The 20,782-nt window shown below is 33.1% G+C and carries 18 protein-coding genes and 5 pseudogenes; 14 read left to right on the top strand and 9 right to left on the bottom strand.

Annotated elements, in window-relative coordinates; all coding sequences use genetic code 11:
• The first annotated feature begins 2 nt into the window (after positions 1 to 2).
• From P5P87_RS07920 to P5P87_RS07905, 5 genes and pseudogenes are all read left to right on the top strand, one after another.
• Positions 3 to 940, top strand: a pseudogene (locus P5P87_RS07920) (cbb3-type cytochrome c oxidase N-terminal domain-containing protein).
• A gap of 10 nt (positions 941 to 950) precedes the next feature.
• Positions 951 to 2,369 carry a cytochrome c oxidase accessory protein CcoG gene (gene ccoG, locus P5P87_RS07915; RefSeq protein WP_198857148.1) on the top strand — a complete coding sequence of 473 codons (1,419 nt, stop codon included), beginning with the start codon at positions 951 to 953 and terminating at the stop codon, positions 2,367 to 2,369.
• A gap of 12 nt (positions 2,370 to 2,381) precedes the next feature.
• The gene (locus P5P87_RS25855) at positions 2,382 to 2,576 is read left to right on the top strand and encodes a FixH family protein (RefSeq protein ID WP_340696666.1); all 195 of its coding nucleotides are present in this window, start codon (positions 2,382 to 2,384) and stop codon (positions 2,574 to 2,576) included.
• Positions 2,560 to 2,832 (top strand): FixH family protein, encoded by a 273-nt coding sequence (locus P5P87_RS25850; protein ID WP_340696665.1) that lies wholly within the window; start codon positions 2,560 to 2,562, stop codon positions 2,830 to 2,832. Before P5P87_RS25855 ends, P5P87_RS25850 begins: the two co-directional genes overlap by 17 nt.
• A gap of 7 nt (positions 2,833 to 2,839) precedes the next feature.
• Positions 2,840 to 3,542 (top strand): annotated as a pseudogene (locus tag P5P87_RS07905) (sulfite exporter TauE/SafE family protein).
• Between the two features lie 21 nt (positions 3,543 to 3,563).
• Here P5P87_RS07905 and hemN read toward each other — a convergent pair.
• From hemN to P5P87_RS07880, 5 genes and pseudogenes are all read right to left on the bottom strand, one after another.
• Positions 3,564 to 4,930, bottom strand: a pseudogene (gene hemN, locus P5P87_RS07900) (oxygen-independent coproporphyrinogen III oxidase).
• A gap of 119 nt (positions 4,931 to 5,049) precedes the next feature.
• Positions 5,050 to 5,526 (bottom strand): hypothetical protein, encoded by a 477-nt coding sequence (locus P5P87_RS07895; RefSeq protein ID WP_095930909.1) that lies wholly within the window; start codon positions 5,524 to 5,526, stop codon positions 5,050 to 5,052.
• A gap of 108 nt (positions 5,527 to 5,634) precedes the next feature.
• Positions 5,635 to 5,982 carry a hypothetical protein gene (locus P5P87_RS07890; RefSeq protein WP_278022173.1) on the bottom strand — a complete coding sequence of 116 codons (348 nt, stop codon included), beginning with the start codon at positions 5,980 to 5,982 and terminating at the stop codon, positions 5,635 to 5,637.
• Between the two features lie 95 nt (positions 5,983 to 6,077).
• A pseudogene (locus P5P87_RS07885) lies at positions 6,078 to 6,501 on the bottom strand (DoxX family protein).
• A gap of 122 nt (positions 6,502 to 6,623) precedes the next feature.
• Positions 6,624 to 8,253 (bottom strand): annotated as a pseudogene (locus P5P87_RS07880) (acyl-CoA carboxylase subunit beta).
• Between the two features lie 308 nt (positions 8,254 to 8,561).
• On the opposite strand from P5P87_RS07880, the gene P5P87_RS07875 reads away from it, so the two are divergent.
• The 4 genes from P5P87_RS07875 to P5P87_RS07860 all read left to right on the top strand — a co-directional run bounded on the left by P5P87_RS07875 (position 8,562) and on the right by P5P87_RS07860 (position 10,205).
• Positions 8,562 to 9,158: a TetR/AcrR family transcriptional regulator gene (locus P5P87_RS07875; protein ID WP_278022172.1), complete on the top strand. Its 597-nt coding sequence runs from the start codon at positions 8,562 to 8,564 to the stop codon at positions 9,156 to 9,158.
• 63 nt (positions 9,159 to 9,221) lie between these two features.
• Positions 9,222 to 9,680 (top strand): hypothetical protein, encoded by a 459-nt coding sequence (locus tag P5P87_RS07870; protein ID WP_278022171.1) that lies wholly within the window; start codon positions 9,222 to 9,224, stop codon positions 9,678 to 9,680.
• Between the two features lie 2 nt (positions 9,681 to 9,682).
• Positions 9,683 to 9,991 carry a DUF3817 domain-containing protein gene (locus P5P87_RS07865; RefSeq protein ID WP_198857158.1) on the top strand — a complete coding sequence of 103 codons (309 nt, stop codon included), beginning with the start codon at positions 9,683 to 9,685 and terminating at the stop codon, positions 9,989 to 9,991.
• 7 nt (positions 9,992 to 9,998) lie between these two features.
• Entirely contained in the window at positions 9,999 to 10,205 is a 207-nt protein-coding gene (locus tag P5P87_RS07860; RefSeq protein ID WP_198857159.1) for a hypothetical protein, read from the top strand.
• A 32-nt stretch (positions 10,206 to 10,237) separates the two neighbouring features.
• Here the strand turns inward: P5P87_RS07860 and lpxD are convergent, their stop codons facing one another.
• The 3 genes from lpxD to prfB form a co-directional block, all read right to left on the bottom strand.
• Positions 10,238 to 11,254 (bottom strand): UDP-3-O-(3-hydroxymyristoyl)glucosamine N-acyltransferase, encoded by a 1,017-nt coding sequence (gene lpxD, locus P5P87_RS07855; protein WP_278022170.1) that lies wholly within the window; start codon positions 11,252 to 11,254, stop codon positions 10,238 to 10,240.
• A 329-nt stretch (positions 11,255 to 11,583) separates the two neighbouring features.
• A complete protein-coding gene (gene msrB, locus P5P87_RS07850; protein WP_278022169.1) occupies positions 11,584 to 12,030 on the bottom strand; it encodes a peptide-methionine (R)-S-oxide reductase MsrB in 447 nt (148 codons plus the stop codon).
• A gap of 94 nt (positions 12,031 to 12,124) precedes the next feature.
• Positions 12,125 to 13,223 (bottom strand): peptide chain release factor 2 gene (gene prfB, locus P5P87_RS07845; protein ID WP_198857162.1). Its coding sequence is split into 2 segments (ribosomal slippage): positions 12,125 to 13,159 and positions 13,161 to 13,223, totalling 1,098 coding nucleotides; the frame shifts between segments, so codons are not numbered across the junction.
• 152 nt (positions 13,224 to 13,375) lie between these two features.
• Here prfB and P5P87_RS07840 point away from each other — a divergent pair.
• Positions 13,376 to 14,395, top strand: coding sequence for a threonine aldolase family protein (locus P5P87_RS07840; protein WP_278022168.1), 1,020 nt, complete (start codon positions 13,376 to 13,378; stop codon positions 14,393 to 14,395).
• A 90-nt stretch (positions 14,396 to 14,485) separates the two neighbouring features.
• On the opposite strand, the gene P5P87_RS07835 is transcribed toward P5P87_RS07840, so the two are convergent.
• Complete coding sequence (locus P5P87_RS07835) at positions 14,486 to 14,806, bottom strand: YbaB/EbfC family nucleoid-associated protein (RefSeq protein WP_008462685.1); 321 nt, start codon at positions 14,804 to 14,806, stop codon at positions 14,486 to 14,488.
• Between the two features lie 144 nt (positions 14,807 to 14,950).
• Between P5P87_RS07835 and P5P87_RS07830 the strand changes: the two genes are divergently transcribed.
• The 4 genes from P5P87_RS07830 to P5P87_RS07815 all read left to right on the top strand — a co-directional run bounded on the left by P5P87_RS07830 (position 14,951) and on the right by P5P87_RS07815 (position 20,742).
• Positions 14,951 to 17,011 (top strand): S9 family peptidase, encoded by a 2,061-nt coding sequence (locus P5P87_RS07830; protein WP_278022167.1) that lies wholly within the window; start codon positions 14,951 to 14,953, stop codon positions 17,009 to 17,011.
• A 72-nt stretch (positions 17,012 to 17,083) separates the two neighbouring features.
• The gene (capA, locus tag P5P87_RS07825) at positions 17,084 to 18,124 is read left to right on the top strand and encodes a cysteate synthase (protein WP_008462690.1); all 1,041 of its coding nucleotides are present in this window, start codon (positions 17,084 to 17,086) and stop codon (positions 18,122 to 18,124) included.
• Between the two features lie 352 nt (positions 18,125 to 18,476).
• On the top strand, positions 18,477 to 19,376 hold the full coding sequence (locus tag P5P87_RS07820; RefSeq protein WP_198857165.1) for a LamG domain-containing protein: 900 nt from the start codon (positions 18,477 to 18,479) through the stop codon (positions 19,374 to 19,376).
• A 469-nt stretch (positions 19,377 to 19,845) separates the two neighbouring features.
• A complete protein-coding gene (locus tag P5P87_RS07815) occupies positions 19,846 to 20,742 on the top strand; it encodes a LamG domain-containing protein (protein ID WP_278022166.1) in 897 nt (298 codons plus the stop codon).
• Positions 20,743 to 20,782: the final 40 nt, after the last annotated feature.

The raw sequence follows: 20,782 nt of genomic DNA, 5'->3' as shown, positions 1-20,782 counted from the left end.
AAATGAAAAAGTTTTTCCCAGTATATGTTAGAGTACCGTTGATTTTCTTCATCGTATTTGCTTTGATGGAATATTTTATAGACTCAGGCGATAAGCCAGCTTTTGTAAAATTCCCTATGGTTTCGCTCTTTTTATTTGTCTTTTTGTTTATTCTGATTGCCATCGAAATTACACTTAGTGCTGTAAATAGAGTGATGTATCAATTGCTATCGCCAGAAGAAAAAGCGCAAAAAGAACTTGAAGAAAGTTTAAGTTTCAAAGAAAGCACTTGGTTTAAAAAACCTAATGCACAAATTGACTAAAACAGAACCAATTGAAAAAGAAGCCGACTTATTGATGGATCATGATTATGACGGAATCAAAGAGTTGGATAATAATTTGCCACCATGGTGGGTGTATTTATTCTACATCTGTATCATTTTCGGAGTTATTTATGTAGTTCGTTACGATGTTTTAGGAGCGGATGATCAGGAAATGGAATTGAAGAAAGAAATGGCGCAGGCAAAAATTGACGTTGAAGAATATATGAAAACTGCTCCAGATTTGATGGACGAAAAAACGGTTGTTTTATTAACTGACGAACCAAGTTTAGCAAGCAGGAAAAGAAATCTTTACAACAAACTGTGCAGCTTGTCACCGTGCCGATGCAGGAGGTCAGATTGGACCAAACCTTACAGATGATAAATGGATTTTAGGAGGAGGAATTAAAAACTTATTCCATACCATTACAAATGGAGGTAGAGATGGTAAAGGGATGATTGCCTGGAAAGGAACCCTTAAACCAAAAGAAATACAAAAAGTTGCAAGTTATATCTTGTCTTTGCAAGGAAGCAATCCTAAAGATCCAAAAGAACCAGAAGGAGAAGTTTGGGTAGACGATAGCGCTCCTAAAACCGATGCAGCTGCAACTGCAAAAGATACCACAGAAGTTAAAAAATAATTAGAATATCATGTCAAATTTACCAGACGAAGCTTTTAGAGATACCATTGGAACAATAGATGAAGGTGGCAAACGAAAATTTATATTTCCTAAAAAACCGTCTGGTAAATTTTATGATTATAGAAAAATTGTCAGCTACGTTTTATTGGCAATTTTATTCATAAATCCGTTTATCAAAATAAATGGAAACCAGTTTATGATGTTCAATATCTTGGAACGTCGTTTTAATATTTTTGGATTTCCTTTTTGGCCACAGGATTTTTATCTCTTCGTAATCTCAATGCTTGTTGGCGTTGTATTTATAATTTTATTTACCGTTGTTTTCGGAAGAATATTTTGTGGCTGGATCTGCCCGCAAACTATTTTCCTTGAAATGGTTTTCCGTCGAATTGAATATTGGATTGATGGAGATCGTGGTGCACAATCTCGTTTAGCAAAGCAAGAATGGAATAGTGAAAAAATTAGAAAAAGACTAATCAAATGGACTATTTTCTTTTTAATCTCTTTCCTTATAGCAAATATATTCTTGGCTTATCTAGTAGGTAGTGATACTTTATTCTTAATGATTGAGCAAGGACCAGTTGTACAAGCTAGCAATTTTATCGCGTTGCTTATATTTACGGGTATTTTCTATTTCGTTTTTGTATGGTTTCGTGAACAGGTTTGTATCATTGCTTGCCCTTATGGAAGATTGCAAGGTGTACTTTTAGACAATAAATCTATTAATGTTGCCTACGATTTTGTTAGAGGTGAAAAAGAAGAAGGACGCGCAAAATTCAAAAAAAATGAAGATAGAGCATTAACGGGAAAAGGAGATTGTATAGATTGTCTTCAATGTGTTCACGTTTGCCCTATGGGAATTGACATCCGAAACGGTACACAGTTAGAATGTACCAACTGTACAGCTTGTATAGATGAATGTGATCATATTATGGAATCAGTAGGATTGCCAAAAGGTCTTATTCGTTATGCTTCTGAAGATGAAATTGCCAAAAAAGAACCTTTTAAATTTACTTCAAGAATGAAAGGATACACAGCTGTCCTCTTTATTTTATTGAGTATTTTTGTTGGAATGCTGTTTTTAAGAACAGATGTACAAGCAGTAGTTTTACGTTTACCAGGTCAGTTATTCCAGCATAATGGAGAAAAAATCAGTAATGTTTACACGTATAAAATTGTAAACAAAACAATGAAAGATTACAATGATATTCATTTCGAATTAATCGATCAAAAAGGAGAAATTAAGAATGTTGGAAAAAGACATTTTAAAGTTGCAAAAGAAGGAATTTCTCAAGGAACATTATTCATTGAAATTGATGAAGTTTTATTGGAAAGTGATAAAACAAAAGTAAAAATAGGGGTTTACAATGGTTCTGAACTCCTGGAAACAACAACTACAAATTTCTTAGGACCACGAAGTTTTAATTAAAAATATACTATTATGAAATTAAATTGGGGAACTGGAATCGTCATTGCATTCGCATTGTTTATGACCTTTATTTTATATTTTGTGTTTGAAGTGCAGTCAAATTCTAAGTACGATAATGATTTGGTTGTCGAAGAATATTACAAACATGATACACATTTTCAGGAAGAAATGGCGAGAATTCAAAATGCGCATGATTTGCAGCGATAAGCCATCAATAAAATATACTGGAGACGGTGTCGCTGTTATTTTTCCAGTAGGATTTGAAAGCAGTAAAGTGAAAGGAAATATTCAATTATATAGACCTTCAAACAAAAAATTCGACTTTAATACTCAAATTGCCTTAACTAATTCAGAAATCATTATTCCGCAGAAAAAATTAATAAAAGGACGCTGGGATGTGAATATGGAATGGCAGTATGAAGGCAAAAAATATCTCACTAAAGAAGTTATTTACGTAAACTAAATCAAAAATGTTATTCTCAGCTTTCTTTTTAGGTTTGATCAGCAGCCTGCATTGTGTTGGAATGTGCGGGCCAATTGCCATGATGCTTCCCGTAGACAGGCAAAATGAAGCTAAAAAGGTAACGCAGATTATGACCTATCATTTTGGTCGATTAACAGCTTACGCCACAATCGGATTGATTTTTGGATTACTGGGAAGAGGCTTTTTCTTAGCAGGATTGCAAGCAGAAAATGTCAATTATTATTGGTGTAATAATGATTATTGTAGTTTGTATTCCTGAGAAAAAATTTGCTCAATACAACTTTTCTAAACCAGTTTATAAAATCATTTCAAAAGTTAAAGCCAATCTTGGAAGTCAGTTTAAAAATAAGAGCTACAAATCTCTTTTTACAATTGGTCTTCTAAATGGATTTTTACCATGCGGAATGGTTTATGTTGCTTTATTTGGGGCAATTGCTATGCAAAGTGCCACTTATGGCGTTCTTTACATGCTTTTGTTTGGAATAGGAACAATTCCGTTAATGACTATTGTGGTTTATGTCAATACATTATTGAAATTGCCATTTCGAAATAAAATTCAAAAGGCAATTCCTTATGTTGCAGTTATCATTGGAGTTTTATTTATCCTTAGAGGACTAGGATTAGGAATTCCGTATATTTCTCCTTCAAACATGAGTTTATTTGTGCAGCAGACTCCAAACTGCCACTAAGAGAAATATATTTAAAAGATTTTATACAGTCATCGAAAACAGATTTGTTTCCGGTGACTTTCTTTTTAGATGCAAATCGAAAGCCATACAAATATTACGTACAAAAGGTCTTCCTTCTTCTGTAATTTTGATTTTGTTGTTTTTAATAACAATTAAATTATCATTTTCGATTTCTTTTAAAGCAATTAAAACCTCAGGAAGTTCAGCAAAGTTTAAAGATTCTGCAGTCCAGGATGTTTCCAATTCGCAGGTTAAGTTCAGAATATGTTTTCTAATGATAAGGTCTTCATTGTTCAAAATATGACCTTTTACAACAGGAAGTCTATCAGATTCTATAATTTCATAATATTCTTCAAGGCTTTTAGTATTTTGTGCAAAACTGTACCAGCTATCGCTAATAGAAGATACGCCAAGTCCAATCATAACTTGTGTTTTAGAAGCGCTATAGCCCATAAAGTTTCGATGAAGTTTTCTATTATGAGCTGACTTTGTACAAACTATCGTCTTCTAATGCAAAATGATCCATGCCAATTTCATGATAACCATTTTGAATTAGAAGTTTTTTTCCTATTTCATATAATTTTCTCTTTTCAGAATCTTTTGGAAGATTTTCATCATTAAAACCACGTTGTCCGTTTCCTTTTATCCAAGGCACATGTGCATAGCTGTAAAATGCTAGTCTATCAGGTTTTAATGAATTTGTTTTTTCTACTGTATCAATCACATCTTCGATGGTTTGAAACGGAAGTCCAAAGATAATATCATGTCCGATTGAAGTATAACCAATTTCTTTTGCCCAAAAAGTCACTTTAGCAACATTGTGAAATGGCTGAATTCTATTTATAGCTTTTTGAACAGTGGCAGAGTAATCTTGAACTCCAAAACTTACTCGGCGGAAGCCTAAATCATATAATTTTTTAAGCTGTTCGTATGTTGTGTTATTTGGATGCCCTTCAAAACTAAATTCATGATTTGTCTGCTTTTACAGCATTCTTAAAAATCCCATTTATAAGGCTCTCCAGGTTTTCTTTTGAGAAGAATGTTGGCGTTCCTCCGCCTAAATGTATTTCTTTAATTACAGGTTTTTCAGGAAGTAAATCACAATACATTTTCCATTCTTTAAGAACTGCCTGAATGTATTTTTCTTCTACTGAATGATTTTTGGTAATACGTTTGTTGCATCCGCAGAAAGTGCACATGCTTTCGCAAAATGGTAGGTGGATATATAAACTGATTCCGTTCTTTGAATTGCTTTCTATGAATGATTTTTGTAAAGTAGTAATCCATTTTTCTGAAGTAAAATCAGATTCATTCCAATATGGAACCGTTGGATAACTAGTATATCTTGGACCTGGGACATTGTACTTTTGAGTCAAAGAAATTTTCATAATAACGGATTTAGTTTATATCAAAATTAAAGATTAAGGCGAAGACATAAAATGACAAATATCATAAAAACTGTAAAAAAAAGAGACTCAAAATTGAGCCTCTTTATTGAATTAAATAATTAACGTGATATAGAATCTTGGATGATTTTAAGCCATTTTTTCGCAAACTGATGATCTTGATAGACGCTAATTTGTTTGATGCGGTCATCATCAAAATCATAGAATGGAATTAATATTTTTTTAGATGTTTCTTTTTCTTGAAATTCAAAATCAATTTTGATAATTGTATCTGAACCAGCGTCTGTTGTCGGAATTAATTTGCTTGAGGCAATTGTATTTAAATCGACATATGTTGATTCTTGCTGATTTGGATTGAAATTCATTAAAATGAACTTATTGTTTTTTTGATCAATTGTCAAAGTCTTATTATTGATTGATTCTGTCAAATCAAAATCTTCTGGATGATTTGGGTTGAATCGTTTCTTGATATTTAAAATTCTTGATTTACTTGCCGCAGATGAACGTGCAGAAAAATATACAGGGATTGCAACAATAATTAAAATCACAATACCCATTATTGTGGTAGTAGTTTCCATAATGTTTTTAATGAAATAAATAAATGATATTCAAAGCAGTTTTCGGTTTGAAAACAGCTACGTAAGTGCTTGAAGAATAAATTCTCTAAGGGAAAATCAAATATTTATTTACCAGAAAAAATGGAAAGCATAGAGTATGACTGAAACCTTTTTACATTGAGTAGTAAAGAGTTTAGTGTATGCTGTAGTATAAGTAACGGTTTGATGTTGTGGTATTAGCGGTAAAAGCGTGTCAAAACATTTAATTATTCCGGTAGGATTTGTTTTGATATTTGCCGCAAACTGGTAACTCCCCTGAGGCTGAATAAATGCTGACGAATCGGGAATGTCTTTACAGAAGTTGGTATCGGATTTTTCTGTTTCAATTATACGCGTAGAAGCTTGGTCTGCTTGATAGGCAAACAATCCTGCTAACAAAAGCGTAATTAAAACAATGGTTTTACGAATCCAATTCATGTCGGCGAATTTAAGTCATAAAACGCAATTAAAGAAATTTTATAGAATTAATTAACACTCAAAAAAAGTCCTCAATAAAATGAGGACTTAAGGCGTTATTGTTGCATTTTAAAATAGTAATCTGCCGAGTGTTTACCGCTTCCGTAGAATAGGAAAAAGATGCAGACAAATAAAACGATTAATGCTAAAACTAAACTTTCAGAGTGCATTTTTCCCATAAAGTTAATGAGAACTGCACCAAATAAGATTGGTAATTGTGCTTGCAATAGCCCATCTGGTTAAAAGTCCAAAAATAATCATTATACCACCAATCATATGGGCTGGAGCAATGTAATGTAGCATAAACATACCTCCGCCATACTTATCAATAGGGGAAATCAAATCATGCAGGTATTGAATATTGGTGACGAAAGAGACACCTTTCATAAATAAGAATCCACCCAAAACAATACGTACTAAATCAACTGGTAAATAAGTGTGCGAATTTGCCCATTTATTCAAACTTTTTACATTTTCCATGATGTTGTGTGATTAAAAATTATATACTAAGTTACTAATTTTTAATCAGATATTTATTTTTAACTCCTTGAAAATAAGTTTTTTGCTTTTTATTTAACGTATTGTTGAGAATTCTTAAATCGTTAGACCTGAATGACTCCTAGATTAAATGGTTTTTGAATAGGAGCGTGGTTTGCGACTTCGATTCCCATCGAAATCCAATTACGAGTTTCTAATGGATCAATGATTGCATCTGTCCATAATCTTGAAGCAACATAATAAGGAGAAGTCTGCTCATCATAACGCGCTTTTATTTTATTGAATAATTCTGTTTCTTTTGCTTCATCAACTTTTTCTCCTTTCGCTTTAAGCGAAGAAGCTTCAATTTGAGATAAGACTTTTGCGGCTTGAGTTCCGCCCATTACAGCGAGTTCTGCACTTGGCCAAGCAAATATTAATCGAGGATCATAAGCTTTTCCACACATAGCATAATTTCCTGCTCCGTATGAATTTCCGACTATAACAGTAAATTTAGGAACAACTGAATTACTTACCGCATTTACCATTTTAGCTCCGTCTTTAATAATTCCGCCATGTTCAGATTTTGAACCTACCATAAAACCAGTAACATCCTGCAAAAATACCAACGGAATTTTTTTCTGGTTGCAATTGGCAATAAAACGAGTTGCCTTATCTGCACTATCAGAATAAATAACACCGCCAAACTGCATTTCACCCTTTTTGGTTTTAACAACTTTCCTTTGGTTGGCAATAATTCCGACAGCCCAACCATCAATTCTAGCATAACCTGTAATTAGAGATTGTCCGTAACCTTCTTTATAAGCTTCAAATTCTGAATTATCAACCAAACGTTTGATGATTTCCATCATATCGTATTGTTCGCTTCTCGCTTTTGGAAGGATTCCGTAAATATCATTTGGTTCTAAAGCAGGTTTTTCTGTTTTGATTCGGCTGTAACCAGCTTTATCAAAATCACCAATTTTATCTACAATATTTTTTATTTTATCTAAAGCGTCTTTATCATCTTTCGCTTTATAATCGGTCACGCCTGAAATTTCACAATGTGTTGTTGCGCCACCTAAAGTTTCATTGTCTATTGTTTCTCCAATAGCGAGCTTTTACTAAATAGCTTCCAGCAAGGAAAATACTTCCTGTTTTATCAACGATTAAGGCTTCGTCACTCATAATGGGAAGATAAGCGCCGCCGGCAACACAGCTTCCCATAACGGCCGCGATTTGAGTAATTCCCATACTGCTCATTTGCGCATTATTTCTAAAAATACGTCCGAAATGCTCTTTATCTGGAAAAATTTCATCTTGCATTGGTAGATAAACTCCTGCACTGTCTACAAGATAAATAATTGGAAGCCTGTTTTCCATCGCAATTTCTTGCGCGCGAAGATTTTTCTTTCCTGTTATAGGAAACCATGCTCCAGCTTTTACTGTTGCATCATTAGCAACAACAATGCATTGTTTTCCTTTGATGTAGCCAATTTTCACCACAACACCTCCCGAAGGGCATCCGCCGTGTTCTGGATACATTCCTTCGCCAGCAAAACCTCCAATTTCAATACTTTTTGAATTTTCATCCAATAAATAAGCAATTCTTTCACGAGCTGTCATTTTTCCTTCCGAATGCAGTTTTTCGATTCTCTTTTCGCCTCCGCCTAATTTTACTTTGGCAAATTTTTGTTTTAGTTCTGAAAGAAGTAATTTATTGTGATCTTCGTTTTTATTGAAGTTTAAATCCATGATATAGTATTGATTTTGTAAAATAGTGTTGGCTAATTTACAAAATCAATTGAAATAAACCGATTGCTTTGTGAATTAAGAAAAAGTTTATAATTCTGATTTTTTATTTAAATAAATAGAAATATGGGATATGATATACAATAAAAAATAGTAAAAAGGAACTCCTTTCTCACACATGACCTAACTATTTTTGTTTTAAACAATTAAACGCCTTTTTTAATCTTGCCACCCTATGTTTCTATGTTGTAAAATTAATTTACACCAATTATTTTTCTTTAATTTGCTATTTCATACTAATTAGTATTTTTATGTCAAAAGCGACAAATACACGACTTACAATTCTACATAAAGCATTTGAATTGATTTATACCAAAGGGTATCAGACCACTAGTATTGATGAAATTATTGCGACAACTCAAGTAACAAAAGGGGCTTTCTACTACCATTTTAAAACCAAGGACGAAATGGGAGTTGCAATTATTGAAGAAATTCTGAAGCCAACTATGCAGGAGTACTTTATAAAACCAACTGAAGTTTCGCAAAATCCAATTGAAGATTTTTATAATATGATTTCGTATTTGTTGCTCGAAGATCCTTTTCTGCAAGTAAAGTATGGCTGTCCTGTCGGAAATCTTACCCAGGAAATGACACCATGGAATACTAAATTCAGTGAGGCTTTAGCTGAATTGGTTGATTTGTGGAAGGCAACCATTATCAATTCAATTGAAAAAGGAAAAGAATCAGGTTTGATTCGTAAAGATGTTGTTGGCGAACAAGTAGCATTTTTTATCTTATCTGGTTACTGGGGAATACGAAATTTCGGAAAACTTCAGAACGATAGTTCTCCATATATGGTTTATTTAAAAGGACTTAAAGGTTATTTAAATGGGTTGAAAGAAAATTAATTCTTAAAAACATACTAGTTAGTATGTTTTTAAATATATTTGCATTGTCTAAATCAAAAAACAATGTATCAAACACTTTTAGAAGGCCATTCATTTGTGAGATGGCTTGTATTAGTAAGCTTGTTGTATTCTATTTTTACTGCTTACAAAGGCTATTCTCAGAAACTTCCTTTTACAAAAAAGGATAATCTCCTCAGGCACTGGACGGCCACAATTGCTCATATTCAGCTTCTTTTCGGCATATTGGTATATGTGCAAAGTCCGATTGTGAAATATTTCTGGAGAAATTATAAAGAGGCTGTTCAAAATATGGATGCTTCTTTCTTCGGGATTATTCATATTACATTAATGCTTATAGCGATCATTTTTATAACAATTGGATCTGCTCTAGCCAAAAGAAAACTTTCTGACAAAGAGAAGTTTAAAACCATGCTTATTTGGTTTTCTATCGCTTTAACAATCATTTTTATTGCCATTCCGTGGCCATTTTCACCTCTTGCTAACCGACCTTATTTTAGATAATTATGAAAAATTTATTTCAGACCAATACTGGACGTTTACGAATTATTGGATTTCTCGAAGGAACTTCACTTTTGATTTTGCTTTTTATAGCAATGCCCATGAAATATATTTTTGAAATGCCATTTCTGACTAGGCCAATAGGAACCATTCATGGAGCATTATTTCTACTTTTTATATTTAATACAATAAGCGTTGGAGTAGAGCAGAATTGGAAGTTTGCAACTACAACATGGAAAGTGCTTTTAGCTTGTATAATTCCCTTTGGTACTTTTTATATTGATTCTAAAATTTTAAGTAAGATTAAAAACTAGTAAAATCATGATTTTTGTATTCAAAACAAATGTTAACAGCATTTCGAAAGTGAAGAAAGTTACGCCAAAACTGAATCGCTTGTTTCCAGATTCAAAATGGAATTTTGATCTTGAAGATTGCGATAATATTCTCAGATTTGAATGTAAAGATGGTATTATCGAAAAAGTAATTTTCCTGATGAAAGTTATTGGCTTTGAATGTGAAGCTTTATAAAACAAAAAACATCCGCAAAAGCGGATGTTTTTTTATAAATAGAATTGAATTATTTTTTTAGGAATACAAACCATTTGTTTAAGCAAAGCCCATTGTTTTAAAGCATCACGAGCTTCAACGGCAGGGTACCCAAGCATTGTTTTTCCTGCAGGAACATCTCCAGTAACGCCAGATCCGGCACCAATTATTGCACCATCTCCAATTGTAGTGTGGTCTTTTATAGAAGCGCTTCCGCCAATAATAACTCCGTTTCCTAGGGTTACAGAACCTGCTAAACCACTGTTTCCGGCCATAATACAGAATTTACCTAATTTGCTATTATGTCCAATTTGGACCAAATTGTCAATTTTACAACCATCTCCCAGAATTGTAGAGCTGAATTTTCCTCGGTCAACACAAGAATTTGCGCCAATTTCAACTCCATTTCCTATGATAACATTTCCAATTTGCGGAATCTTTACCAATCCTTTTTCTGTACAAGGACGAAATCCAAAACCATCTGCACCAATTGTGGCGTTTGGATGAATGATGCATTCGCTTCCAATATGACAACGTTCGCGAATAACAGTTCCAGACCAGATAATCGTGTTTCTTCCAATTGTGCATTCGTCTAAAATGGTCACGTTAGGATAAACTACGGTATTAGCGCCAATTTCTACTTTTGGGCCAATGTAGCGACCAGCACCAATTTTAGCACCTTCACCAATTATAGCGGTTTCGTCTATAGTGGCTGTTTTATGAATATTGTTATGAAAGATTGGGGCAGGGGGAGCAAAAAGGGCAAGGATTTGTGACATTGCCAAATCGGCATTTTTTACTTTTATAAAAGCGCGATTCTCTCCAGGCTCTATTGAAATATCTTCGTTTACAACTGCAATGGAAGCATTAGATGTCGACCAGTATTTTTCGTATTTTTTATTTCCGATAAATGAGATTTCCGAAGTTGTTGCTTTTTCTAATTGTTCTGTAGCAGTTACGCTTTGTGAAGTACTGCCGTAAATTACGCCATTAATAACTTCACTAATTTCTTGAATTGAATAGGATCTCATTGACAAATTTTAATCGACTAAAAGGTTATTTTTTGCCAAATAAAATGAATTAGATTTTAATTACCTAATTATTTTTTTACATTTCTTAATAAATATTTAAAATAAGGTGTTGATTTTTACAAAATTAACACTCACTGTATTAATTTAATGATAGTTTTTTAATAAATTGAGTAATAATGGCTTGGGTTTTTGTCTGTAATAATTGAAAATTAAGTGGAGAAAACAAATAATTTAATTGTTAGGTTATAGCTTACATTTTTTTTGTTAAATCATTTATAGTTAGGGTTTTAAAAAAAGCGATTCATTTTAATGAACCGCTTTTTTATGTTTTATTCTTTAATTTTTGATAAAGAAACTGCGTTAATGCAGTAACGTAACCCACTAGGAGGTGGGCCATCAGGAAAAATGTGACCTAAATGCGAATCGCAGACATTGCAGGTTACTTCAACACGGATCATTCCGTGAGATCTATCCGCGTGGTATCCGACTGCATTTTCTTTTACAGGTTGTGTAAAAGATGGCCATCCTGTTCCAGATTCGAACTTTTCGCTGGCATCAAATAACAAAGTGCCACAACATTTACATTCGTAAATTCCTGGTTCAAATAAACTGCACATTTCTGAGCTAAAAGACCTTTCAGTTCCTTTTAAACGTGTTACCTGAAATTCTTCCGGAGTTAGAATTTGTTTCCATTCTTCTTCCGTTTTTTCCACTCTTTTATCTGGAGTTGGATTTCCTTTATTTGTAAAATGAATTACATCTGCCCATTTTATCATAACTTTTTTGTTTTAAAGTTTAAAGTATCAGGTTTCAAGTTTATTGTGACTGAGAAAGAAAACTGGACACTAAAAAAAAACTGGAGACTTGATATTATTCTTCCTCTTTCTGTCCCATCATCATTAGATAGGCTTTAAGGAAAGGATCGATATTTCCGTTCATTACACCATCAACATCGCTGGTTTCGTAACCTGTACGAACGTCTTTTACTAATTTATAAGGTTGCATTACATAATTACGAATTTGCGAACCCCATTCGATTTTCATTTTTCCAGCCTCAATATCAGCACGCTGCGCTTGCTGTTTCTTTAATTCGATTTCGTACAATTGAGAACGAAGCATTTGCATGGCACGCTGTCTGTTGTCTTGTTGAGAACGAGTTTCAGAACATTGAATCTGAATGCCAGTAGGTTTGTGAACTAACTGAACTTTCGTCTCCACTTTATTTACGTTTTGTCCACCCGCCCCACTAGAACGAGAGGTTGTGATTTCGATATCGGCAGGATTAATGTCGATTTCGATACTATCATCAACTAATGGATAAACGTAAACTGACACGAAAGAAGTATGACGTTTAGCGTTACTGTCGAAAGGTGAAATACGAACCAAGCGGTGAACTCCGTTTTCTCCTTTTAAATATCCGAACGAATAATCTCCTTCGAACTCTAAAGTTACGGTTTTAATTCCGGCAACGTCACCTTCTTGAAAGTTAAGTTCTTTGATTTTGTAACCATAACTTTCTCCCCACATCATGTACATACGCATTAACATTCCTGCCCAGTCACAGCTTTCTGTTCCTCCAGCACCTGCTGTAATCTGAACCACAGCACTTAAACTGTCACCTTCGTCAGAAAGCATGTTTTTGAATTCGATATTTTCAATATGTGCTTGTGCGGCTTCATATTGTTCATCTAATTCATCTACAGAAAGTTCGCCTTCTTTGTAAAAATCATAAGCAAGCTGTAATTCTTCTGTAAGTGCTACTGCTTTATCATAATCTTCAATCCATTTTTTCTTATTTCGAAGATTTTTTACAATGTTTTCTGCTTCTTTTGGATTGTTCCAAAAGTCTGGAGCGAATGTTTTTTCTTCTTCGTTTGCAATCTCGATTAGTTTAGCATCGACGTCAAAGATACCTCCTCAACGCACCAAGGCGCTCCACAATACCTTTTACTTGTTCGGCTGTTGTCATAAATTAATTAATAGGTTTTTATATGTTTTTTAGAATTATTACGTTAATTTGGTCTAGAGAAACCAGCGAGTTAAATTTTACCAAAACTTGCTGAGAATAACTATAAGTAATACGTAATTTTGCATACAAAAATAAGATATAGTTTTTAGAATATGGAAATAAATTTAATCAGCGATACCATAACAAAGCCTACTTATGAAATGCTGCAGTATATGTTTAACGCCCATGTTGGCGATGATGTATACAAACAGGACCCAACGGTGATTGAATTGGAAAACAGGACAGCAGAGTTTTTTGGTATGGAAGCTGGTCTTTTCTTTCCGTCTGGAACTATGGCAAATCAGACTGCAATTAAACTGCACACGCAACCTGGAGAACAGTTGATTGCTGATAAATATGCACACGTTTATCATTATGAAGGAGGAGGGGTTTCTTTTAACAGCGGTGTTTCTTGCTGTTTAGTAGACGGAAACCGCGGAATGATAACTGCTGCGCAAGTAAAAGCGGCAATAAATGATCCAGAGTTTTATCATAGCCCGTTAACGAGTTTAGTTTGTGTTGAAAATACAACCAATAAAGGTGGCGGAGCCTGTTATGAATTAGACGATTTAAGAGAAATAAAAAAAGTTTGCGATGCTCATAATTTAAAGTTTCATTTAGATGGCGCTAGAATTTGGAATGCATTAGTAGCTAAAAGACAGAATCCCAGAGAATTTGGGGCTATTTTCGATACTATTTCGGTTTGTTTGTCTAAAGGATTAGGCGCCCCAATTGGTTCTGTACTGCTTGGAAGTAAAGCTGATATTCACAGAGCGTTGAGAATCAGGAAGATATTGGGTGGAGGAATGCGTCAAGTTGGATATTTAGCCGCTGCGGGATTGTATGCTTTGGCTCATAATATCGAAAGATTAGCAGAAGATCATCGCCGCGCAAAGGAAATAGCAAAAATCTTAAGCACAAAACCTTGGATTGCGGCTATTGAACCTGTAGAAACTAATATTTTAATTTTTTCGCTGGCAGAAGGTTATAGCGATCAATTATTGATTGAGAAATTAAAACAGAAAAATATACTAATAAGCTCTTTAGGGCATAATAAGCTCAGAATTGTAACGCATCTAGATTATAAAGAAGTGATGCATACTTATGTGTTGGAGACACTTTCGAAGTTTTAGAGAAAGTTGCTAAGGAACTAAGATTCTAAGATTCTAAGCCTTCACAATAGAAGAAAACTCAGAAACTTAGAACCTTAGTATCTTAGAATCTTATTTAAACAAATTATCCATTCCAGGAATAGAAGGCATATCCATTCTAGCTACGGCATCTAATTCTCTTTCGTTTACACTTGTGGCTTTTTCTATTGCTTTATTTAATGTTACAATTAAGTAATCTTCTAATTGTTCTTTGTCTTCTAATAGAGAATCATCAATAGAAAGTGATTTTATTTTTCTGCTTGCAGTAATCGTAACTTTTAATAATCCGTCAGCGCTTTGTTCATCAATCAAAACAGTATCTAAACGCTTTTTTGTATCTTCAATTTTTTGCTGGGTTTCTTTAAGTTTGCCCATCATTCCCATTAAGTCCATTTTTCTTGATTTTTTAAATTATTCCAGACAAAATTAGTATATTGCTGTGTTAATTCAATAGAATAATTTAAGAAAAAATTAATTCTCTTCTGTTGGGTTTGTGCTATTTTTGCGTCTTCATATTTAAAAATTAATGCTTAATAAATGCAAAATGATATATCGGCCCCAAAGGCTAAAATAATACCAAAGACATTAAAAAAACATAAAGAAACCAGAATTGACAACTATTTCTGGCTTAACAACAGAGAAGATTCTGAGGTTATCGATTACTTAAATAAGGAGAATGCTTATTACGAAAGCATGACTTCTCATACACAAAATTTAAAAGATAGTCTATTTGAAGAAATGAAAGGGAGAATTAAGGAAGATGACTCTTCTGTTCCTTATTTCTACAATGGCTATTTTTATATTACACGTTTTGAAACGGGTCAGGATTATCCAATTTTTGCAAGAAAAAAAGGAAGTCTTTCTGCTGAAGAAGAAATCCTTTTTAACTGTAATGAAATGGCAAAAGGACATGCTTATTTTAAATTAGGAGGTTTAAGCATTAGTCCAGATAATAAATTTGCCAGCTTTGGAGTAGATATTGTAGGAAGAAGAATTTACACTATTCAGATTAAAAACTTAGAAACCGGAGAAATTTTGGCTGATAAAATAGAAAATGTTACGGGAGCTTCTGTTTGGGCAAACGATAACAATACTATATTTTATGTGAGACAGGATGAAGTGACATTAAGAGCAGATAAAGTTTTTAGACATAAATTAAATACCAGTTCAGAAAATGATGTTTTGGTTTATGATGAAACAGATGACACTTTTAATGTATCGATCAGTAAAGAAAAATCAAGAAAATATATTGTTATTGGTTCTGGAAGTACATTAACTACCGAATATAGAATTCTGAATTCTAATAATCCAGATGGAGAATTTGCTGTTTTTCAGCCACGTGTTCGCGGATTAGAATATAGTATTTCTCATTATGAAGATTCATTTTATATTTTAACCAATAAAGACAAGGCGACGAATTTTAAGTTAATGAAAACGCCAGAAGACAAGACAGGAAAGAAAAATTGGGTAGATCTTATTCCGCACAGAGAAGATGTTTTGTTGGAAGATATTGAGATTTTTAAAAACTATTTAGTTATTGAAGAGCGCTCAAACGGATTAAATCATATTAGAATTATGCCTTGGAATGATGAGCCAGATTATTATCTTCCTTTTGGCAGTGAAACGTATAATGCGTACACAACAACAAATGTTGATTTTGATACCGATATTTTACGTTACAGTTACCAATCATTGGCAACACCTTCCTCTGTAATTGATTTTAATATGAAGACTAAAACCAAAGAAATATTAAAAGAGCAAGAGGTTTTGGGCGGAAAGTTTGATAAAAACAATTATGTAGAAGAACGAGTTTGGGCAACAGCAAGAGATGGCGTAAAAGTGCCTATTTCTATGGTTTATAGAAAGGGATTAGAGAAAAATGGTAAAAATCCTTTGTTATTATACGCATATGGTTCGTACGGAATTACAATGGATACTTATTTTTCTTCGACAAGATTATCGCTCTTAGATCGCGGATTTGTTTACGCAATCGCCCATATTAGAGGAGGAGAGGATCTAGGAAGACAATGGTATGAAGATGGAAAACTGTTAAAAAAGAAAAATACCTTTACAGATTTCATCGATTGCTCTAAATTTGTAATTGACCAAAAGTATACTTCTCCAGAGCATCTTTATGCGGAGGGAGGATCTGCTGGAGGACTTTTAATGGGAGTGATTGTAAATGAAGCTCCTGAATTGTATAATGGCGTTATCGCTCAGGTGCCTTTTGTAGACGTAATTACCACGATGTTGGATGACAGTATTCCGCTTACAACTGGAGAATATGACGAATGGGGGAACCCAAACAATAAAAAATATTACGATTATATGTTATCGTATTCGCCTTATGATAACGTAAAAGCACAGGAATATCCAAACATGTATGTATCTACTGGTCTGCACGATTCGCAGGTACAATATTGGGAGCCAGCTAAATGGGTAGCAAAATTGCGAGATTTAAAAACAAATAATAAACTTTTGTTTTTAGATACAAACATGGATGCAGGTCATGGCGGGGCTTCAGGACGTTTTGAAGCTTTAAAAGACTTAGCAAAAGAATTTAGTTTTTTATTAGATTTAGAAAAAATTAAAAGCTAATTAGAAATTTTTTGTTAAATTTGCAACCTATCAAGGTTAATTTAAAAAAGACCTTTGATTAACTATTTTTTTATGAAAGAAGAAATAACTGCTTATAATAATGTTTTAGAATTAATAGGAAACACCCCTCTTATTAAGCTAAATAAAATTACCGAAGAGTTAGAAGGAAATTTCTACGCAAAGGTAGAAGCTTTCAACCCAGGTCATTCCTCAAAAGATAGAATAGCACTATATATTATTGAAGAAGCCGAAAGAAAAGGAATTCTATCTCCAGGAGATACCATTATCGAAACAACATCTGGTAATACAGGATTTAGTTTAGCAATGGTAAGCATTATTAAAGGTTACAATTGTATTTTGGCTGTGAGCTCAAAATCATCTAAAGATAAAATTGACATGTTGAGAAGTTTAGGCGCCAAAGTGTATGTGTGTCCGGCTCACGTTTCAGCAGATGATGAAAGATCTTATTATAATGTAGCAAAACGTTTGCATGAAGAGACAAAAGGCTCAGTCTACATTAATCAATATTTCAACCAGTTAAATATTGATGCTCACTACAACACTACAGGTCCAGAGATTTGGGAACAAACAAAAGGACAAATTACGCACTTAGTTGCTTGCAGCGGAACAGGAGGAACTATCTCTGGAACTGCAAAATTCTTAAAAGAAAAAAATCCAAATATTAGAATCTTAGGAGTTGATGCTTTTGGATCTGTATTGAAAAAATACCATGAGACAAAAGAATTCGATAGCAAAGAAATTTATCCTTATCGTATAGAAGGTCTTGGTAAAAACTTAATCCCTTCTGCTACAGATTTTGATATTATTGATAAATTCATGAAAGTAACCGACGAAGAAAGTGCTCACTCAGCGAGAGAAATCACTAGAAAAGAAGGTTTATTTGTTGGATATACTTCTGGAGCAGTAATGCAAGCTATTAAACAATATGCAGAAGAAGGCGAATTTACAAAAGACAGTAATATTATTGCTATTTTCCCAGATCATGGTTCTCGTTACATGAGTAAAGTATTCAGCGATGACTGGATGAACGAGCAAGGTTTCTTTGATAGTGTTAATGAAGAAGAAGCACAAAAAATTGAATTCGTAAAGTAATATAATACTTTTCAAAATATAGAAACTCCATTCGAAATTTACGAATGGAGTTTTTTTTATATCCATTTTTTTTCATTGTATTTAAGAGCTTTGTTTTAAAAGTTAAATTTTTTAATTTTATTAAAAATACCGTATTTATACGTAAGAAATTAGTGGTTGTAATGATTTTATTTTATTTTTTTAGGAGTATTTATGAATTTTAAAAAATGCTTTTCGTCTACAAAATGCATAAAAAACGTTATTTTAACGAGTATTTAGGTAAGTTGTCGGAAATATTTTAGCTCCATATGGTAATAATATAGTTTAGCGGTATTAAAATAACCTAGTTGTTTAATCCCTAAAATCTACTATTATGAAAAAATTACTACTAACAGTGTTGTTTGTAAGTTATTTGAATGTGAATGCTCAAACACCGATTCAGGAATTTAACTTTAATGGCACTTTAAACAATACCGCAAATACAACTTCATTTATTGGTTCAGATAATTTTGTGACTGATAGAGCAGGAGTTATAAAAGGAGCTCAACGATTAAATAATAAAGCTTTGGAAGCTGTAATTGATAATCTTCCTCAAGGAAAAAGTGCTAGAACAATTAGTATTTGGGTAAAATTCAATGATATTTCAAACGCAAATTATATTTGGGGTTACGGAAATGCTTTTAATGCACAATATTGTGGCTTATTACAGCAAGGTACAACAACTTCTAACTCAGATTTGAGTTTGGCGGCTTGGGGCGCTTCTAATGATATTATAGTATCTACACCTCTTGAAAAGAGCGTTTGGTACAATTACACTATTACTTATGAAGGAGCTACTTCTAAGATGTATCGCGATGGTAAATTATTGAAGTATCTAGAGGGCATGACAAGATCTACTAATGGTAATATTTTCAGATTAGGTGAAATTAATACTATGATAGGCATCAATGCAGATATAGACGATTTAAAGATTTATAATGTAGCATTATCTCCAGATCAAGTAAAAGAATTGTATGAGAATGAAAAAGCGGTTAATTTATTGGTTGTAAAACCTACAGAAGTTAAAACGATAAAACCTGCCGTAAAAACAAAAGCAGGTAATGAAACGATTATTACTTCAAGCGATATTAATGGGGCAATCAAGACAGTTGAAGTATACTCGCAAGGACAAAAAATTGCAGGAAGTAATGCAGCTAATATTAGCGATCTTCCAGAAGGAACTTATTTATTAAAAATTACCAGTACTCCGTCAAAAAAAATTACTTCAAAATAATAAATAGTTTTTTACTTTATTTTTAAATGTTAGTTAGTTTTTTATTGCGCAAGCAATTGGGTTTTTGGAATAGTAAGAAAGGCTTTCTGTGTTCAGAAGGCTTTTTTTAATGGAAAACATACTCATCTTTAAAAGCTACTTTTTTTTGCTTATTATCATAATTTTAAACAAATGACAGTTCAATGAAAAAAGTTCAATGACAAGTCATATTTGGTATCTACAGAAAAATTTGAACTGGCTTAAACATGAAATATTCTAAAAGCATATCCTGTTTGAAATTTAAAAGTGTTTTTGTGAGAATTATATATTTGTATGTAGGAATTGTTTGGATATGCTGAATTTTAATTATAGTTTTAACAAAATTTGTAAAAATAATAAACTAAAGTTTCAAACTAGTGAAATCAAAACATTTAGATTTTACAAGTACTTACTATTTGCCTTAAAAACTATTCTGATAAAAGCTACGACTATGAAAAAAATATTACTCACTTTAATGTTTGTAAATTTTTTAACTGCGAATGCACAAAATCCGGTGCAAGAGTTTAATTTCAACGGAAATTTATACAGTACCGATAATACTATTTCATTCTTAGGAGCACCGCTTTTTGTAAATGATAGAATGGGAAGTCCTAAAAGTGCTTTACGACTTACAAATAAAGCTTATCAAACAGTAGTAGGAGATCTTCCTCAGGATAATAAACCAAAAACAATGTCGGTTTGGGTAAAATTTAATGCAGTAAATATTCCTCATTATATTTTTGGGTATGGTACAGCGGCAAATGGACAATATTTTGGGTTAATACAGCAACCTGTAGTTTCTGGTAATTCAGATGTGAGTCTGGTTGGTTGGGGAGATACAAATAATATTGTCGTTTCGGTGCCATTAGCAAAAGAAACTTGGTATTTTTATAGTATTACATATGACGGAAATGTTTCGAAAATTTACCGAAACGGTGAGCTATTAAAATCTGTTGAAGGAATTCAACGCTCGGCAAAAGGATATATTTTGAATCTTGGGAGATTAAATACCTCAACAAGCATTAATGCAGATATTGATGATTTAAGATTGTATAGTGTAGCCATGACAGACGAACAGGTTTTGGAAGCCTATAATAGTTCTAAAGCTTCTGCAGCGACGCCTCCTGTAACTGAAACAATGCCAGTTTCGAGTGCTGTGAAAAAGACTGGTAGTGCTTCTGCAAAAACTACGTCTCCTGTTGCTGTTTCATCTATAGACACTAGAGGAGGGAAGAATATTGAGGTTTTTTCTCAGGGAAGAAAAATAATGGATTCAAACGGCTCAAATATCACTGATTTACCCGAAGGAACGTATTTGATTAAAGTTACAAATGGTTCTAAAAAATAATCATCACGTTTGCATAAATATCTTGTTATAGTTAATGAAG

This window comes from Flavobacterium ginsengisoli, from assembly GCF_029625315.1.
GTDB classification, from domain to species: domain Bacteria; phylum Bacteroidota; class Bacteroidia; order Flavobacteriales; family Flavobacteriaceae; genus Flavobacterium; species Flavobacterium ginsengisoli.
The sequence above is the reverse complement of the archived record's forward strand: the minus strand, read 5'-3'. Positions and strand labels throughout refer to the sequence as shown.

Bases quoted from the DNA above. Each gene is read 5' to 3' on its own strand.
- ccoG (WP_198857148.1), top strand. From the start codon at position 951: ATGTCAAATTTACCAGACGAAGCTTTTAGAGATACCATTGGAACAATA.
- P5P87_RS25855 (WP_340696666.1), top strand. From the start codon at position 2,382: ATGAAATTAAATTGGGGAACTGGAATCGTCATTGCATTCGCATTGTTT.
- P5P87_RS25850 (WP_340696665.1), top strand. From the start codon at position 2,560: ATGATTTGCAGCGATAAGCCATCAATAAAATATACTGGAGACGGTGTC.
- P5P87_RS07895 (WP_095930909.1), bottom strand. From the start codon at position 5,526: ATGGAAACTACTACCACAATAATGGGTATTGTGATTTTAATTATTGTT.
- P5P87_RS07890 (WP_278022173.1), bottom strand. From the start codon at position 5,982: ATGAATTGGATTCGTAAAACCATTGTTTTAATTACGCTTTTGTTAGCA.
- P5P87_RS07875 (WP_278022172.1), top strand. From the start codon at position 8,562: ATGTCAAAAGCGACAAATACACGACTTACAATTCTACATAAAGCATTT.
- P5P87_RS07870 (WP_278022171.1), top strand. From the start codon at position 9,222: ATGTATCAAACACTTTTAGAAGGCCATTCATTTGTGAGATGGCTTGTA.
- P5P87_RS07865 (WP_198857158.1), top strand. From the start codon at position 9,683: ATGAAAAATTTATTTCAGACCAATACTGGACGTTTACGAATTATTGGA.
- P5P87_RS07860 (WP_198857159.1), top strand. From the start codon at position 9,999: ATGATTTTTGTATTCAAAACAAATGTTAACAGCATTTCGAAAGTGAAG.
- lpxD (WP_278022170.1), bottom strand. From the start codon at position 11,254: ATGAGATCCTATTCAATTCAAGAAATTAGTGAAGTTATTAATGGCGTA.
- msrB (WP_278022169.1), bottom strand. From the start codon at position 12,030: ATGATAAAATGGGCAGATGTAATTCATTTTACAAATAAAGGAAATCCA.
- P5P87_RS07840 (WP_278022168.1), top strand. From the start codon at position 13,376: ATGGAAATAAATTTAATCAGCGATACCATAACAAAGCCTACTTATGAA.
- P5P87_RS07835 (WP_008462685.1), bottom strand. From the start codon at position 14,806: ATGGACTTAATGGGAATGATGGGCAAACTTAAAGAAACCCAGCAAAAA.
- P5P87_RS07830 (WP_278022167.1), top strand. From the start codon at position 14,951: ATGCAAAATGATATATCGGCCCCAAAGGCTAAAATAATACCAAAGACA.
- capA (WP_008462690.1), top strand. From the start codon at position 17,084: ATGAAAGAAGAAATAACTGCTTATAATAATGTTTTAGAATTAATAGGA.
- P5P87_RS07820 (WP_198857165.1), top strand. From the start codon at position 18,477: ATGAAAAAATTACTACTAACAGTGTTGTTTGTAAGTTATTTGAATGTG.
- P5P87_RS07815 (WP_278022166.1), top strand. From the start codon at position 19,846: ATGAAAAAAATATTACTCACTTTAATGTTTGTAAATTTTTTAACTGCG.